Source organism: Paenibacillus tritici (assembly GCF_018207515.1).
In the GTDB taxonomy this organism is placed as follows: Bacteria; Bacillota; Bacilli; order Paenibacillales; family Paenibacillaceae; genus Paenibacillus_AQ; species Paenibacillus_AQ tritici.
In genome coordinates this window covers 6,644,299-6,659,412 of the sequence record NZ_CP073365.1, presented here as the reverse complement: position 1 = coordinate 6,659,412, position 15,114 = coordinate 6,644,299, and the positions used below count along the sequence as shown (strand labels likewise).

16 protein-coding genes are annotated in these 15,114 nt (G+C 54.4%); 14 read left to right on the top strand and 2 right to left on the bottom strand.

Annotation, left to right across the window (positions count from 1 at the left end; genetic code table 11):
• Positions 1–18 precede the first annotated feature (18 nt).
• Together KDC22_RS28600 and KDC22_RS28595 are read left to right on the top strand one after the other, a co-directional pair.
• A complete protein-coding gene (locus KDC22_RS28600) occupies positions 19–204 on the top strand; it encodes a hypothetical protein (RefSeq protein WP_211721156.1) in 186 nt (61 codons plus the stop codon).
• A 289-nt stretch (positions 205–493) separates the two neighbouring features.
• Positions 494–3,115: an O-antigen ligase family protein gene (locus tag KDC22_RS28595; protein WP_246553073.1), complete on the top strand. Its 2,622-nt coding sequence runs from the start codon at positions 494–496 to the stop codon at positions 3,113–3,115.
• An 8-nt stretch (positions 3,116–3,123) separates the two neighbouring features.
• On the opposite strand, the gene KDC22_RS28590 is transcribed toward KDC22_RS28595, so the two are convergent.
• A complete protein-coding gene (locus tag KDC22_RS28590) occupies positions 3,124–3,270 on the bottom strand; it encodes a hypothetical protein (RefSeq protein ID WP_173139691.1) in 147 nt (48 codons plus the stop codon).
• Positions 3,271–3,508: 238 nt separating this feature from the next.
• Here KDC22_RS28590 and uptA point away from each other — a divergent pair, with 238 nt between their 5' ends.
• The 8 genes from uptA (at position 3,509) to KDC22_RS28550 (ending at position 7,687) form a co-directional block, all read left to right on the top strand.
• The gene (gene uptA / locus KDC22_RS28585; RefSeq protein ID WP_211721155.1) at positions 3,509–4,123 is read left to right on the top strand and encodes an undecaprenyl phosphate transporter UptA; all 615 of its coding nucleotides are present in this window, start codon (positions 3,509–3,511) and stop codon (positions 4,121–4,123) included.
• A complete protein-coding gene (locus KDC22_RS28580; RefSeq protein ID WP_211721154.1) occupies positions 4,120–4,686 on the top strand; it encodes a thioredoxin family protein in 567 nt (188 codons plus the stop codon). Before uptA ends, KDC22_RS28580 begins: the two co-directional genes overlap by 4 nt.
• 5 nt (positions 4,687–4,691) lie before the next feature.
• Positions 4,692–5,321 carry an MBL fold metallo-hydrolase gene (locus KDC22_RS28575; protein ID WP_211721153.1) on the top strand — a complete coding sequence of 210 codons (630 nt, stop codon included), beginning with the start codon at positions 4,692–4,694 and terminating at the stop codon, positions 5,319–5,321.
• A 454-nt stretch (positions 5,322–5,775) separates the two neighbouring features.
• Complete coding sequence (locus KDC22_RS28570) at positions 5,776–5,982, top strand: hypothetical protein (protein WP_211721152.1); 207 nt, start codon at positions 5,776–5,778, stop codon at positions 5,980–5,982.
• Between the two features lie 58 nt (positions 5,983–6,040).
• Positions 6,041–6,583: an RNA polymerase sigma factor SigY gene (gene sigY / locus KDC22_RS28565; protein ID WP_211721151.1), complete on the top strand. Its 543-nt coding sequence runs from the start codon at positions 6,041–6,043 to the stop codon at positions 6,581–6,583.
• Positions 6,573–6,887, top strand: a complete 315-nt coding sequence (locus tag KDC22_RS28560; RefSeq protein WP_211721150.1) for a DUF5345 family protein — start codon at positions 6,573–6,575, stop codon at positions 6,885–6,887. The genes sigY and KDC22_RS28560 overlap by 11 nt, the downstream gene beginning before the upstream one ends.
• A 2-nt stretch (positions 6,888–6,889) precedes the next feature.
• Entirely contained in the window at positions 6,890–7,129 is a 240-nt protein-coding gene (locus KDC22_RS28555) for a hypothetical protein (RefSeq protein WP_281424943.1), read from the top strand.
• 174 nt (positions 7,130–7,303) lie between these two features.
• The gene (locus tag KDC22_RS28550; RefSeq protein WP_211721149.1) at positions 7,304–7,687 is read left to right on the top strand and encodes an ATPase; all 384 of its coding nucleotides are present in this window, start codon (positions 7,304–7,306) and stop codon (positions 7,685–7,687) included.
• A gap of 240 nt (positions 7,688–7,927) precedes the next feature.
• Here the strand turns inward: KDC22_RS28550 and KDC22_RS28545 are convergent, their stop codons facing one another.
• Entirely contained in the window at positions 7,928–8,791 is an 864-nt protein-coding gene (locus KDC22_RS28545) for a PocR ligand-binding domain-containing protein (RefSeq protein ID WP_211721148.1), read from the bottom strand.
• A 103-nt stretch (positions 8,792–8,894) separates the two neighbouring features.
• On the opposite strand from KDC22_RS28545, the gene KDC22_RS28540 reads away from it, so the two are divergent.
• From KDC22_RS28540 to KDC22_RS28525, 4 genes are all read left to right on the top strand, one after another.
• A complete protein-coding gene (locus KDC22_RS28540) occupies positions 8,895–9,854 on the top strand; it encodes an acetylxylan esterase (protein WP_211721147.1) in 960 nt (319 codons plus the stop codon).
• A 138-nt stretch (positions 9,855–9,992) separates the two neighbouring features.
• The gene (locus KDC22_RS28535; RefSeq protein ID WP_211721146.1) at positions 9,993–11,702 is read left to right on the top strand and encodes a sensor histidine kinase; all 1,710 of its coding nucleotides are present in this window, start codon (positions 9,993–9,995) and stop codon (positions 11,700–11,702) included.
• On the top strand, positions 11,699–13,369 hold the full coding sequence (locus KDC22_RS28530; protein ID WP_211721145.1) for a response regulator: 1,671 nt from the start codon (positions 11,699–11,701) through the stop codon (positions 13,367–13,369). Before KDC22_RS28535 ends, KDC22_RS28530 begins: the two co-directional genes overlap by 4 nt.
• A 98-nt stretch (positions 13,370–13,467) precedes the next feature.
• Positions 13,468–15,111 (top strand): extracellular solute-binding protein, encoded by a 1,644-nt coding sequence (locus KDC22_RS28525; RefSeq protein ID WP_211721144.1) that lies wholly within the window; start codon positions 13,468–13,470, stop codon positions 15,109–15,111.
• Positions 15,112–15,114: the final 3 nt, after the last annotated feature.

The following is a 15,114-nucleotide window of genomic DNA, read 5'->3' as shown; positions in this document are numbered from 1 at the left end:
GGCTGTTTTTTTGTGTGAATGCTCAATGTGATGCTCAAATTGAAATCCTATTTAAAATTTTATTTGAAATCAGCCTCAAATGCAGCATCTCCGTCATTACGCTGCCCCCTGATCGGGATTGTTGCACAAAATGCAGCAGTTCCTTCACTACGCTGTCCTCTGGTTGGGGTTGTTGCACAAAATGCAGCATTTCCACTCTCCTAAGCCGGTTTATGGAACTATTCTTGTATTTTGTGCAACAATCCATCTGGACACCCGGGTATATCTGAATCAAAGCTGCAATACTTGCAACATTTTGAATTAGTCCCATTGACTAATCCCGCCTGACTACCAGCCCTTCTCTTAAGCGTTATCTCTCCCTTATGCGTTTATCTCCCCCTAAGCGTTTATTTCCCCAATCATAGACTTAAGTGTGTTTTATGTAGCCATTTTCTTTTGCATTGCGATAGATATGGGAAGACTGTAGGCAACAAGAGGAATAGGAGATTTAGGAATGCAGATCAATCGGTTTCGGCAATACGGGGGAATGGCGGTCACGCTGGGTTGCGGTTTGGCGCTGATAGCAGCGGGGGCTGCGGCCTGTATGCTGCGGGGATTCTTTTTTGTAGGGGAAATGTATCTCTTCCTGACTGGATGGTATGCGCTGTGCGGAGTTCTAACCTTAGGTGGGCTTGTCCTCTATGCTGCCTCTAGCTGGGAAATGCGGAAGCTGAAGCTGAAGGGGAAGCTGGCAGGGAAGGGGGAGACCGTACGGGCACTGGCCGGTGGGATCGTGAAGGGAGATACTGGAGGTCCCGTAAAGAGGGAAATAGCTGAAGCTGAGAGGTTAGCCGGGAGTGAGCGGTTGGTGACAGATCGTGCCGGGAGGGCCGCGACGACGCGGGCAGCAGTTGAGGCAGTGTCCGGGAGCGGGCGAGTGTTGGGTAGCAGCGTGAGCAGAGTTAGGAGGTTAAAAGCGATTGTATGGTTGTTGCCGGGCTGCTGCATGGTCATCTGTATTCTATATGCAGTTCATGCTCTCCGTGGCCCCCTATCCTCGCAGGGAACATGGAATGAATTGCTGCGCTGGGGATTCTACGCCAGCTTTGCTCTATTCGCTGTACTTGCGGCGGGAACGCGCCGGGGAGGAGCTCTTCTTGCTGCGGTCTGGCATCTGCTGGGCCTCGTGATCAGCCTGTCTGCCTTATTGGCGGTATGTGGAGGACTGCCGATTCCCTATGCGGTAGCCTACAGCCAGTCGCCGGAGGTCAGTGCTACCGGTGCCCGGCTGGCCGGGCTGCTCCAGTATCCGAATGCCTTTGGCGCGGTGATGGCTGTGTATCTGCTGGAAAGGTTATTCGCTGCAGCGTATGGCTTCAGGCTGACGGGCCCTTCGGGAACCGTACGCAGAGAAGAGGGCACAGAGGGGGAGGACGGAGCATCCCGTGGAGCGGTAAGCAGAGTGGAGCAGGAGAACATAGGCAGCGGTGGAGCGAAGGGGGGAACGGTAAGGGGAGCGGGTGAGAGTGCTATAGCTGGCAGAGCGGACCGCGCGCGGCGCCGGTCCGCAGAGCTAATGCGGACAGCGGCGCGCCTGCTGCCGCTGTTCCCGTACGCCGCCGCGCTGCTGCTCAGCGAGTCGCGCGGCGCATGGCTGGCTGCGGCTGCCGCCGGTGCCGCAGCCCTTCTCTGGAAGCGGCAACTATTCGTGCCGCTTCTCATCACCGGCGCCGCGCCCGCGGCAGCGGCGGCGCTGCTCTACCGCCAGCTGGCCCGCTCCGGGCTGGCGGCAGAGCCAATGCCCGGCCTGCTGCTGCTGGCCGGGCTCTGGGCCGGCGCGTGGCTGGCCGGCCTATGGCTGCACCGCCGCGTCAGCCGCGCGGCGGGCAAGCACCGCGCCGCCCTGCTGGCGCTGGCGGCGGGGGCCTGGACGGCGGCGGGCAGCGCCGTCCTTCTGCTGGTACGCGCGCGGATTACCGGTTCGTCACCGACGGCTGACGCGCGCGCACTGTTCTACCGCGATGCCTGGAAGCTCGCGGCGGAGGCGCCCTGGCTGGGGCGCGGGGGTGAGACCTGGCGGCATTCGTACCTCGCCGCCCAGTCCCGCCCCTATGTGGGCAGCCAGGTGCACAGCGGCTATCTCGATATCCTGCTGAATCTGGGGATCGCCGGTCTTGCGGCTGTCCTCCTGCTGCTGCTGGCGGCAGGCTGGCTGGTAGTCAAGGCATCCCCGCGCCTGTTGCCGCCTCTGCTGGTTCTAATCCTGCATAGCGCAGTCGATTTCGACTGGAGTTATGGCCTGCTCTGGCTGCTGCTGTTCCTGCTGCCTGCACGGGCACTTGCAGAAGCAACAGCAACAGGTAAGCCCGTCCACCCCGCAGATACGTTTGCTGCTGAACGGCCTGTTATGGAACCGGGAGTTCCAGATGCTTCTGTTTCATTCCAGGGCCGTTCCCTCAACCGGAATGCATATAACCTCTGCACACCCCTTGCCCGGCAACGAATGCTGCCGCAGCGGTCATGGACCTATGCAGGAATGACAGTTCTTTGCGGTCTGGCCTTCATGTTCAGCAGCTTTTCTTATCAAGCGCTAAGAGGAGAAGCTTTGTACAAGCAGGCTGTCCGCGCACATGATCCCGCGTCACAACTAGCGCTGTTACAGCAATCGCTGAAGTGGAATCCCAGAGAGCCGATGACGGCTGTCACTTTATCACGGCTGCTCGGCCAGGAGCAGGGGATTGACCTGCTGCTGCACAGTTTGCAGTTCTCCCCGGGAGATGCAGCCCTTCACTGGGAGCTTGCCGCACGGTATTTGCAGGGCAGCGATCCGGGCGAGGCGCTGTACTGGGTCCGCCGCAGTTTGCAGGCGGATAAGTTCAATGCCGCCAAACGTCTGGCGGCATTGAAGGGCATGCTTAATCTGGGCGAGCGGAGCTTCGCGGAAGGGGACAGACACAGGGCGGCAGACAGCGCAACCGCCGGGCTGGAGCTGCTGCGGCAATACAGGCTGCTTGCCAGCCAGGAGTACAGCAGAGGGCAGCAGCATAATGACCGGAGCTTCGTAATCTATCCGCAAGCCGAAGCAGTATCCCTTCGGTTAAGGAGCCTGCAGCACTCACTAGAGATGAAGTTATGAGCAGGGCCTCAGGCCTTAATTCTCCGTGAGATCAGCCAAGAGTAACGGACACCCGTGAAGTAGTTGTCCCTGATCTTCGGCATGAACTTTCCGATCACGGACAGCAAGATTACAATCAGCGTGTCCTGCCATTTCCATTTGAAATCCTTCATCATGATTCACCCTCCGTGTCAGAGTGGGGTTCCCGTTTGCCCGTACCCGTCAATTCCAGAAACCAGCCGAGCACTCTTCAAGTACCGTGAAGCTCTAATGCTATTTCCCATAAGTAGAAGTCGTAAGCCTGCATATGCTAGAATAGGCTAGGAGAAGCTGGATACATAGAGCGGACGAGGCTTTGGATTCTGCCAGCAGAGTACCGGGCTGATTACGCAATACACGGGAGGAGAGCTGCAGTTGCATTTTATATCTGATATCATTTCGCAGTTGTTTGAATGGATTCAGTCCCTGGGTTACTTTGGGATTATGATCGGCCTGATGATCGAAGTCATTCCAAGTGAGATTGTGCTGGCTTTTGGCGGTTATTTGGTCTCCCAAGGCGATATTAATTATTTCGGCGCTGTTCTATTTGGTACAGTGGGGGGAGTCATTGCCCAGATCTTTGTCTATTGGATCGGCCGTTATGGCGGCAGGCCTGTGCTGGAGAAATACGGGAAGTATATTTTCATCTCCAAAAAACACATTGATCACTCCGAAGAATGGTTTCAAAAGTACGGGACCGGTGTAATCTTTACGGCCCGCTTTATTCCCGTTGTCCGCCATGCGATATCCGTTCCAGCCGGGATCTCCCGCATGCCGCTGGGTAAATTCACTTTTTTGACTACACTTGCAGTGATTCCATGGAGCGCATTGTTTGTATATCTGGGGTACACGCTCGGAGACAAGTGGGAGACCATTGATGAGGTCGCAGCCAAGTATACCCATGAGATTATTCTTGGCGCTATTGCGGTCATTGTTCTGTATTTCCTGTTCAAGTGGTACAAATCCAAGAAGAAGGGTAGTGCAGTATGAAGCAGAATGTAGCCTCTAAATTTGGCCAAGGCCTGACTCCGCGCCAGTTCGTGGAAGGCATGACGAAGAACCAGCAGGCCTTTGAATCCTGGTATGAGAAGTTCAACTGGGAAGACGAGAGTGACCGCGAATATTTCGAGAGCCTGAATCACCGGGATGATCTGCGTGTGCTGATTCTGGCTGCCGACTGGTGCGGAGATGTCGTCCGTAATGTCCCTGTTGTATTCCGGATTTTGGAGACGGCTGGCATGAAGACTGAAGTATTGATTCTGGAAGAGAACCTGGACCTGATGGACAACTTCCTGACCATGGGCGGACGTTCCGTGCCTGTTGTGATCTTTGCCGATACCGGCGGCTATGTGCTGGGCCATTGGGGACCGCGTCCCGAGCATGTGCAGTCACTGATGAGAGAATTCAAACGGGAGAACCCGGATCGTGAAGCCGCGGATTATGACAGCAAAATTACCGAAGTGCGCAAAGCTATGGGGCAAGCCTACGGAGAAGGAACGGAATCACACGCAGTTATTGTCAAAGAGCTGCGCAGCCTGATCTCCGGATTCTAATGCCGATGCTGAATATTCGTTCTTATAATCTGGGGGCACTCCAGACCAACGCTTATCTTCTAACAGGGGCAGATCCGGCTAAGGGTGTGATTATTGATCCGGGCGCGAACCCGGCCGCAATTCTCCGTGCTGCTGAAGGTATGGAGATAGAGGCGATTCTGCTGACCCATGCCCATTTCGACCATATTGCCGGGCTGGATGAGGTCCGCAAAATCAAGAAATGCCCGGTATATCTACATCCTCTGGAGAGCGAGTGGCTGGGCAGCCCGAAGCTGAACGGCTCGCTGATGTGGCCTGATACTACCCCGCCTGTCAGCACAGATCCGGCAGAATACGATCTGGCGGAAGGCCAGGTGCTGAAGCTGCTCGGACTGACTTTCCGGGTGCTGCATACGCCCGGGCATTCTCCGGGAAGCGTCAGCTTTCTGTGCGGCAATGATTTATTTTCCGGCGATGTATTGTTCAAAATGGGAGTCGGACGTACCGATCTGCCCGGTGGCAGAGAGCGTGATCTGTTCGATTCGATCCGCGGCAAGCTGTACCGGCTGGATGAAGAAGTGAAAGTCTATCCCGGACACGGCCCGCGCACCTCTATCGGATATGAGAAGCTCCATAACCCTTACGTCCAAGTATAAGAATTTCTCTGAAACTGTACCGTCCTTGAGAGGAGCGTACAGTTTGCACTTGCTATGTAACGACATCTTCAGGCTTATCTTGACATAAACCGATAAAATAGAGATGGACAAGCGGATACAGAGTTGCTACAATATGGTTAATTAAATGTAACATTTACCTCGCGAAGCACGCAGGCTGTGGACTAATCCCGGTTTGCGTTCTTTTTTGTGTTTATAAGAAGCACTAAAGAAATTAACGAAAAGCAAAAAGAAGCGGAGGGGAAATTTGGAACTGTAGGAGCGGTAGCGACCGCCTTTGTCACCGGATTTCCACCGCGAAAAGCGGGTTAGATCAAGAAATCTGGGGACAACAGCGGCCGGAAGTCCAAATGTTCACCGCAGCGACGACCAAGCTTCGAGTTCGAACCTTAGTGCGTCTTATACAGATATTTTAATTAAATTAGGGGGAAACATCATGAAGGAAGATATGCATTGCCAGCTGGACTATGGAGAATGGGAAGCGGCGGACCCGTGTGTAGCGGAGCGGAATGAAGTGTATGATACGGCAGGGAAGAGTGATAATAAGTACACCCTGTTCTGGAATTTCCCCCGGGGCAAGGGCAAGATTCAGCCGTGGAGACGCAAGCTATGGGAGCTGCAGAATCAGTCTGACCGTGAATGAACGATAACGACTACATAAACGTATTACAGCTGTGATAGAAGAAATCAGGGGAGGGGCTATGGGCGACGGGATGCTGGAGAAGATCAGCCAGGCGCAGCAGGGGGATGCTGCTGCGCTGGCCGTGCTGCTGCGGGAGCACTATCCCTTCCTGTACAAGTATCTGATTAAGGCGACCTTGGACCCTTTGCTTGCGGAAGAGATCGCCCAGGATACGATGGTCAGATGTATGGAGAAGATCAGGACTTACAATGGTTCGTCTGCTTTTTCTTCATGGCTGATTACGATTGCGAGCCGGCTGTATATCGACCGCAAGCGGCGCTGGAAGCGTGAGGCGAAGTGGCAGCAGGAGCAGGCACAGGAACAGGGCATCCGCAGAGTCCGCTGGAGATTTGAGAGCCGCAATCTGGAATGGAGTGATGTGCTTGACGCCTTGTCGCGTCTGTCCTCTGCCCAGAGAATGGCTGTACTGCTGAAGCATTATTACGGGTATGGTTATGATGAGATCGGAGAGATGCTGGAGATCCCTTCAGGAACGGTCAAATCACGGGTAGCAGCCGGACTTGGCCACCTGCGGAAGGAGCTGAATGAGGATGAGATTTAACAGTGATGAAGAACTGCTGAATAAGCTGTCAGCGGAGCTGGAGAATCTGGATATGCAATATGCCGATGTCTCCATTCCGTCTTTGCCGGAGCTGGAGCAGCTTATTGCCGCTGAAGCTGTCGAGCGCCGCCGGCGCCGCCGTAAGGAACTGCTGCTGTTCCTTCTGCTTGCTCTTGTTCTGCTTGGTATCGTGATAGCTACGCTAAGCTCAGCCCCGGTGCTGTATTGGAGTCTGCAGGCGCTCTTTCTCCTGACAGCGCTTGGCAGCCTGGGAGCAAGGCGGCGGCGGCGGAAGGAGTCCTAAGCGTGAAGGAATTACAGGAAATACCTGTCTGGCTCTGGATGCTGTTAGCGGCTGTACTGCTGCTGCAGGGAACCTGGCTGTTCCGCGATGCTCAGGACAGAGGCAAGGGGAAGGCCGCCTGGCTCTGGGGAATATGGGGGCTTACAGGCGCACCGGCTCCCACCGTTTGTTACCTGCTGTTTGTGGTCCGCCCAGACCGAAGGAAGCAGAAGGCAGCGGCGAACCGCTCCCGGAAGGAATGAATTTCCAGTTTAGAAGACTTTGTAAGAGAATAGCGGATTTTCAACAATTTTCAGAGTGTTTTCTGTGAACAATCCATTATCCTGACCTCCTGCGGCTGGACAGCTCTATCTTTTTTTAGTAGACTGTGGAAACAAGCAAAATCCAATTATAGATTTTAGTCAGGAGGTAGGACGATGCTGCGTTTAGGAGAGAAGATTGTCATTGTCGCGGACGCTTTTGAGCAGAGTCTTCCTATCGGAGACTATGGTTACCTTATAGCTTACGACCGCAATCCGGATAATGCGTTTGATTATGTCATTCGTGTTCCCGAGGCCAATAGAAATTTCTATGTTACAGCAGAGGATATTGAGGCCGAAGAACAATTGCTGGTACTAGAAGCTGAAAGAGCCACGCACGAAGCGCTGATAGATTATGCATTGTCAACGTACAATGAGAAGCTGTTCCATCATCTGATGAACGGCGAGGAAGTTGAGGTTGAAGAGATAGAGGCTGCATCCCAAGAGAGTTTGTCCCAGGCGGATTTCATCAAGCAGGTGAACCTTCGCGCCTGGATTTAAGTAAGAGCCGGCGAATGCCGGCTTTTTTTTGTTTCCTGACAAGCCAAGCGCGCTGTCTATAGTACACACCTTTGAGAACAAAATGACTATTAATTCAAACGATTATTACTATTTTGGTCCAGGGACGGGATGATAAGATCAGCACAGAGCAAGGCAGAACTGCTAGAGGCCGGGGGTGATAACAAGAGGCTGGTGCCGGAAGCTGCCATCTCTGCTGTATACGCTTTCAACCAGGTGCCGTCAGAATCGGCCCAGAGTGCGTCCTTGTAAAGTGTTTTCTTTGCGGTAGACGCTGGGCAATGTGCCGGTGACCTTTTTGAAGGCTTTGGTAAAGTAATTATAATCGGGAATGCCGACCTGCTCCGCAATTTCGTAAATCGGACTGTCGGTGTCACCCAGCAGCCTTTTGGCCATTTGGATACGGAGGCTACGGATATATTCCGCGATGCCCATGCCAAAGTTCTGCTCCGAGAGCTTGTAGAGATGGGATTTGCTGATGCTGAATGCTTTGCACAGAACGGGAACGGACAGCGGTTCCTGGATATGCTCTGTAATATAACCGTCGATCTTTTGTGCCAGCGTATCCTCCTTCAGCACCAGCATCCGGGATAGATACAGGTAGCTGGCGCTCATCTCCATGGTTTTGGCGTAAGCATCAATGACTTCCTTGGAGATGTATTTTTTGCGCTGGAAGGCGCTGTACAGTTTATTCATATCCACATTATAGGGGCTTATATTCTCACAGACCTTCTCCCATAACTCATCACGGGACCCGGTCTGCAGCAATTGGCCGAACATAATATATCCGATGACCTGATTGTCCGTTTGAATTGGAACCACCGTTTCGGTAAGTCCGGCATGACACTGATAGGTGTAAAGGGTTTTCTCCTTTTTCACTTGGGTGCAGGCTGCCTGGTCACAGAGGATGCACTGGGCCTCCGCGCGCGGATCACTGCGGATGATATGGCAATATGTCGAATGACGGGTAGGATAGGCAGCCAGCTCAGTGAAGGAATTGTCGAAAATCACGGTGCGGATACCGGTCAATGTATAGAAATTGCGCAGCAATTCCTTGACTTCGGGCAGGTTGAACAACAAGCTCATGGTGCGGCCTCCTCTTCTTCCGGGTTGTTTCTTTCGTTGCTGGCAACATTGTACTGTATTTGATATGGGACACACAAACCAAGAGAGACGGAGGTGCTTATTAATGCCGCTAGTCGATATGCCGTTAGAACAATTATTAACGTATGAGGGACGTAATCCCCGTCCGGCCAACTTCGAGGCTTATTGGGAACAAGCACTGCAAGAGATGAGAAATACGGATGCCCGTGTGGAACTGGTGAGAAGCGAATTTCAGGTTCCGTTCGCCGAATGCTTCCATTTGTATTTCACGGGGACAGGCGGAGCGCGTATCCATGCGAAGCTGGTCAAGCCGAAGCATGTTGCAGGTCCGCACCCGGCGGTAGTGCAGTTCCATGGGTACGCCCACCACTCGGATGACTGGGCCGACAAGCTAATCTATGCTTCCTTGGGCTTTACTATAGCCACATTGGATTGCAGAGGCCAGGGAGGACTGTCCGAAGATGTTGGCGGGGTCAAAGGAACCACACATAAAGGGCACCTGATCCGCGGACTGGATGATGCGCCCGAACGGCTGCTGTTCCGGCAGATCTATCTTGATGCGGCACAGCTCGCCGGAATTGTAATGGACATGCCGGAAGTGGATGCGGCCCGCGTCGGTGCAATCGGCGGATCGCAGGGAGGGGGGCTGGCGCTGGCTTGTGCGGCGCTTGAGCCGCGGATCAACCGGGCTGCACCCAGTGTTCCGTTCCTGTGTGATTATAAACGGGTATGGGAAATGGACCTGGCCCGAGATGCCTACGAGGAACTGCGGACGTTTTTCCGTCACCGCGATCCCCAGCACCTGCGGGAGGATGAGATTTTTGAACGGCTCGGCTATATTGATGTTCAACACCTGGCGGACCGGATCAGCGGGAAGGTGATGATGGGTGTGGGATTGCTGGATACGGTGTGTCCCCCTTCGACACAATTCGCCGCCTACAACCGAATCCGCTGCGAGAAGAAACTGGAGATCTATCCCGATTTCATCCATGAACGGCTGCCGGGCTTCGAGGACAAAACCATACAATTTCTGCTTGAAATGTGAGAGGCTAACCGCCTCTCTTTATTATTGTTTAAGGGCCTGCTGCAGAGGTATGATGGGACTACAGGGGAGGCTTGTGGAAGGAGAGAGATGCTGTTGATCAGATTTATGAGAACGCTTTCAATTTATCCCAAACTTGTTATGGCTTTCTTGCTTGTCATTATTCCGCTCTACCTGTGGGGGCTGGTCATGAATCAATCCGGACAGGAGGTTGTCCAGAAGCAAATCTCGGAATCCATGGCCAGCCGTGTCCACTTCTATCTGACTTCGCTGGAGACAGAGCTGACCCGGCTGACGCGGCTGAAGCTGGAGTATGTCAATGACGATGATTTGCTCTTGCTGGCGACGGTTCCGAACCAGTTGAACGATTATGAACGGACCCGCGCCTTGTTATCCGCCAAGAGCAAATTATATTTGCTCAAAAGCTCCAGCCCGTTCGTGGAGAACGTTAAGCTGTATATTCCTTCCCTGGACCGAAGCATCAATGCCAACAATTTCGACAGTGCGATGCCGCCTGAAGAACTGGAGGGCATTCTGAACCCAGCCCACATGAAATCACCGATCTTCGGCATGGGCGAGAAGCTGCTGATGAGCGGCGTCTACCCCGATGCGGTGTACGCCGGCCGGCCGCCTGTGCTGGCCATCGAAATTCAGCTGTCACGCCCGGAGATTCTCCGCTCACTCTCCAGCATGGCCGAGGGGGAGGGCGGCGGAGCTCTATGGATGGACACCGGCGGCCAGTGGCAGATTGCCTCCGGTGTGGAGGACTCGCTGCTGGCTGCGTTCGGGGAAGCTCTCCGCGGGGAGCTGCTCAACGACAGCGGCGAGTCCGGCCAATACCGGCTGGAGTCGGCAGGCGTTGACTATTTTGGAGCCAGTGAATATTCACCGCTGCTGGGGACAACTTTGGCCGTGTTTGTCCCTGCGGAGACGGTGCTGGAGCCGCTGAACAAGCATCGCAACTGGATTTGGGGAGAGTCGCTGGTTGCTTTGCTGCTCGCCGTAGTGTTCTCTTACTGGATATACCGGTTTATTCATAAGCCGATGAGGCGGCTGATTACTTCCTTCCGGAGAGTGGAGATGGGTGATCTGAGTGTCAGGCTCTATCACGGCAATCAGGATGAATTCAATTATGTATATAACCACTTCAACCATATGCTGGAGCGGATTCAGGAGTTGATTCATGAGGTGTATGAGCAGCAGATCAGATCCCAGCAATCCGAGCTTAAGCAATTGCAATCGCAGATTAACCCCCATTTTTTCTACAACACCTTCTTCATTCTGCAGGGTCTCGTTCGTATGAGGGAACATGAAGTAGCCGAGCGGATGCTTCACCACCTCAGCGGCTATTTTCAGTTTATTACACGTAGTGGAGCGGAGCAGGTCAGTCTGCTTGCAGAGATGAAGCACGCATGGTCTTATGTGGAGATTCAGAATATACGTTTCGCCGGTACGGTCACAGCCGAGCTGGAGCCCATACCGCAGGGGTGGGAGGCTTCCATGGTGCCTAGGCTCATTGTCCAGCCATTAATTGAGAACGCTTATGCCCACGGGCTGGAGAACAAGCTGGCAGAAGGGATGCTGCGGGTAAGCTTCCGGGAGGAAGGGGAGGACCGGCTGGTCATCGGGGTGGAAGACAACGGAGAATCGCTGGACGAAGAACAGCTGAATGCGCTGCGCAGAACGCTGGCTCTTGCTGAAGAAGCGATGGAGACGACAGGAATCCTCAATGTGCACCGCCGGCTCCAGTTGAACTATGGTCCGGCGTTCGGAATTGAAGTATCACGCAGTGAACTGGGCGGATTGAAGGTGCTGCTGATGATAAGACGGGAAGAAGGGAGACAGCCATGATCAGACTGCTGATTGTCGATAATGAACGGTGGATTGTACGGAACCTGCTTGATCTGTTCGGGCACTGGGACAAGCTGGAGCTGGAGGTATACGGTGCGTATTCCGCTGCGGAGGCACTGGAGCAGCTGGGGAAGATGAAGTTCGATATTGTATTGTCCGATATCCGCATGCCGGGAATGGACGGCCTGGAGCTGCAGCAGGAAATCAGACGTTACTGGCCGTGGTGCAAAATTATTTTTTTGAGCGGATATAACGAATTTGATTATATACAGCAAGTCATGCGCGGCGGCGGGGTGGACTATCTGTTAAAGACAGAAGGCGAGGAAGCGATTCTTCGCGCTGTGGAGCAGGCCGCTGCGCAGCTATATGCGGCGGTGGAAGCAGAGGAGCTGATCGAGCGCGCGCACCGGCAGCTGCAGCTTGTCCGTCCGCTGCTGCTGGGCGATTATTTGCTGGAGCTGATGCAGGGGGATAGCCCGGGCGTAAGCCAGCTTGCACATAAATTCCAGGAGCTGGAATGCCCGCTGGATGCTGCCCGCGGCGTGCTGCTCACCATCGGGCGTGTGGACGATTGGCGGGACGAGCTTAGTGTAGCAGACAGGGAGCTGATGCTGTACGCTATCCGGAATATTGCCGAAGAATATTGGCTCCCCTCCGTGCGCTGTCTCAGTCTGCGTTATGAGAAGAACAAGCTGCTGTGGCTGCTGCAGCCTATGGCAGATGCTCCGGAGGACAGAGAGCGGGCGCTCCGGTTCATCCATGGAACGCTTGAGACGATCGCCATGAGCTGCAAGCGGCTGCTGAAGCTGCGGCTGTCGTTCTCGGCGGGTGCAGCATTTCGCCCCTGGGAGGAGGCGCCCCGGCAGTTCAGCACCCTGAAGGCGCTGCTGGGACGGGGACTCGGCATGGGCAAGGAGCTTGTCCTGATCGAACAGCGCAAGGAAGCCGGAGAGGAGGCGCAGCAGGCAGAGCTGCACAATCATGAAATTAGCAGCCAATTGGGGAAGCTGGGAGCCATGGCAGCTTATTTGGACAACGGACAGCAGGAGCATTTTTTTCTCGAATTCGGCAAGCTGGCAGCGTTGGCCTCCCCTGCGCACGGCACCGACAACCGGCTGAAGCTGGAGATCTACTATTCGCTCATGTGTTTGTTGCTGTCTTATATGAACCGCTGGGAACTGCATGAGGTCATCGGAGAGTCCATGGATTTGGACAAGCTTACAAGATATGAGGCCCACCCTTCCTGGGAGAGCGCGGAAGATTATTTGTCGGCGCTGGCCATGCAGCTGTTTGAACAAAAGCAGGATGACCAGGTCTACCGCGAGCATGATTTGATTACCCGCGTCCGGTTGTACGTGGAGCACCATTTGGCCGGCGATCTGTCACTGACCCGGATCGGTGATGTCGTCGGCTACAATCCGTATTACTTGACCCGGTTGTATAAGCGTTTAACGGGGCAGTCGTTGCCGGATTACGTGGCTTCCTCCCGGTTGGCTGAAGCCCAGAAGCTGCTGGAGGGCGGCAGTCTGATTGTGCAGGACATTTCGAAAGCGGTCGGCTTTATGACGGAGCAATCGTTCTACCGCTTTTTCAAGAAGGAGACCGGCGTTACTCCCCAGGAATACAGAGAGCGGCATACCTTATCCAAATCGGATAATCAAAAGTGAAAATCGGCGAGTAGAGGGGCCAGGGGAAGCGAGCCTATAATAATGCTAAATAAGGCGAACTTTCACGAAGCTCCTCCAAGATTGAAGGGGGATAAGAAGTGAAGGGAAAGAGATTGGCAGTCTTGACGTCTTACGGAATCGTTCTGTCGCTGCTGCTGAGCGCGAGCAGTCCCGGAACGGGCAGAATTCTGAACTCTGCGGAACATGAAGTCTACCCGTTTGGAAAATACGATCCGCCGATTCAGCTTCATATCGCTCGTCCGGTCGATCAGACCTGGACGTATCCCGGCGGTGACAGCATTGAAGATAATATCTGGTACCGGGAATACCGCAGCCTGCTGGGCATCGAAATTGAACACGATTGGACCGCCCTGCCGGGCGAGTACAGCCGCAAGCTGAATGTCCTGATCGCATTGGGCAGTCTGCCGGAGATGTTCTCCGTCTCAGCAGGCCAGCTCAAACAGCTGGCGGATGCGGATCAATTGGAAGATCTGACGGCGGTCTATGAGCGTTACGCTTCTGGCCGCACCAAAAAACTGCAGATGGGAGACGGCGGTGCGGCCTTGGCTTCCGCCACGTTCAACGGCAAACTGCTGGCCATTCCCATCGTCAATGCTCCGATCTACGAAGCCAATCTGCTGTGGGTGCGTACGGACTGGCTGGACAAATTGGGTCTGCCTGAGCCCAAAACGCTGGAGGAGGTGTTTGCGATTGCTGATGCATTTACGGGGCAAGATCCCGACGGCAACAACCGGCAGGATACCTTTGGCCTGGCCATCAATAATTACCTGTATGGCGGCATTGCTTCGGTTACCGGATTCTTCAATGCGTATCACGCTTATCCGCAGACCTGGATCAAGGACGGGAACGGTCAAGTAATGTACGGTTCCATTCAGCCGGAGATGAAGCGTGCGCTGGGCAAGCTTCAGGAGATGTACAGGAGCGGACAGCTGGACCGGGAATTCGGTGTCAAGGACAGCGACCAGGTGGTGGAGGATATCGCCGCGAACAAGCTCGGCATGACGTTCGGCGCTAACTGGAATCCCTATGTATTCCTGGATGCGGTACGGCAAAACCCCGGAATGGAGTGGAAGCCGTATGCAGTACCTTCAGTGGATGGCGTGCCGGCCAAGGCCAGCGTAGGCTTCTCGGCCAGCGGATATGTCGTAGTGCGCAAAGGCTATCAGCACCCGGAGGCTGTAGTGAAAATGCTGAACCTGCACGAAGAGGTAGTTCACGGCTCCAGACGCGGCGAAGGCGAATTCATTACTGTGGAAGAAGCCGGCGGACGGATCAACACCTCCAGGCTGTCCTTTGTCCAATCCGGTGTATCCAATGAGGATGTGGCAGAGTCGTTGTCGTTACTGCGCGAGGCCATCAGGAACGAGGATGGAAGCCTGCTGAAGGATGCGCTCACCGAAACCGACAAATACGGGCCGACCCTTGATTACCTGACAACCGGGAATATGGACAATTGGGCCGTTGCCCATCAATACTTCGGGTTCGAGACGACCATGGACCACTATAGCGGCGACCGGCTGCTGATGACTGCCTTCGGCGGACAGACCCCTACGATGACCGAGAAGTGGGCCATGCTGGACAGACTCGAGAAAGAAACCTTCACCAAAATTATTATGGGGGCGGTTTCCATTGATGAATTCGATAGATTCGTAACGGATTGGAACCGGCTTGGCGGTAAAGCGATCCTGGAAGAAATTAATGAACCGTATGGAGGAGAGTGAACG

Coding starts and splice junctions, on each gene's coding strand:
- KDC22_RS28600 (WP_211721156.1), top strand. CDS start 19: ATGCTCAATGTGATGCTCAAATTGAAATCCTATTTAAAATTTTATTTG.
- KDC22_RS28595 (WP_246553073.1), top strand. CDS start 494: ATGCAGATCAATCGGTTTCGGCAATACGGGGGAATGGCGGTCACGCTG.
- KDC22_RS28590 (WP_173139691.1), bottom strand. CDS start 3,270: ATGATGAAGGATTTCAAATGGAAATGGCAGGACACGCTGATTGTAATC.
- KDC22_RS28580 (WP_211721154.1), top strand. CDS start 4,120: ATGAAGCAGAATGTAGCCTCTAAATTTGGCCAAGGCCTGACTCCGCGC.
- KDC22_RS28575 (WP_211721153.1), top strand. CDS start 4,692: ATGCTGAATATTCGTTCTTATAATCTGGGGGCACTCCAGACCAACGCT.
- KDC22_RS28570 (WP_211721152.1), top strand. CDS start 5,776: ATGAAGGAAGATATGCATTGCCAGCTGGACTATGGAGAATGGGAAGCG.
- sigY (WP_211721151.1), top strand. CDS start 6,041: ATGGGCGACGGGATGCTGGAGAAGATCAGCCAGGCGCAGCAGGGGGAT.
- KDC22_RS28560 (WP_211721150.1), top strand. CDS start 6,573: ATGAGATTTAACAGTGATGAAGAACTGCTGAATAAGCTGTCAGCGGAG.
- KDC22_RS28550 (WP_211721149.1), top strand. CDS start 7,304: ATGCTGCGTTTAGGAGAGAAGATTGTCATTGTCGCGGACGCTTTTGAG.
- KDC22_RS28545 (WP_211721148.1), bottom strand. CDS start 8,791: ATGAGCTTGTTGTTCAACCTGCCCGAAGTCAAGGAATTGCTGCGCAAT.
- KDC22_RS28540 (WP_211721147.1), top strand. CDS start 8,895: ATGCCGCTAGTCGATATGCCGTTAGAACAATTATTAACGTATGAGGGA.
- KDC22_RS28535 (WP_211721146.1), top strand. CDS start 9,993: ATGGCTTTCTTGCTTGTCATTATTCCGCTCTACCTGTGGGGGCTGGTC.
- KDC22_RS28530 (WP_211721145.1), top strand. CDS start 11,699: ATGATCAGACTGCTGATTGTCGATAATGAACGGTGGATTGTACGGAAC.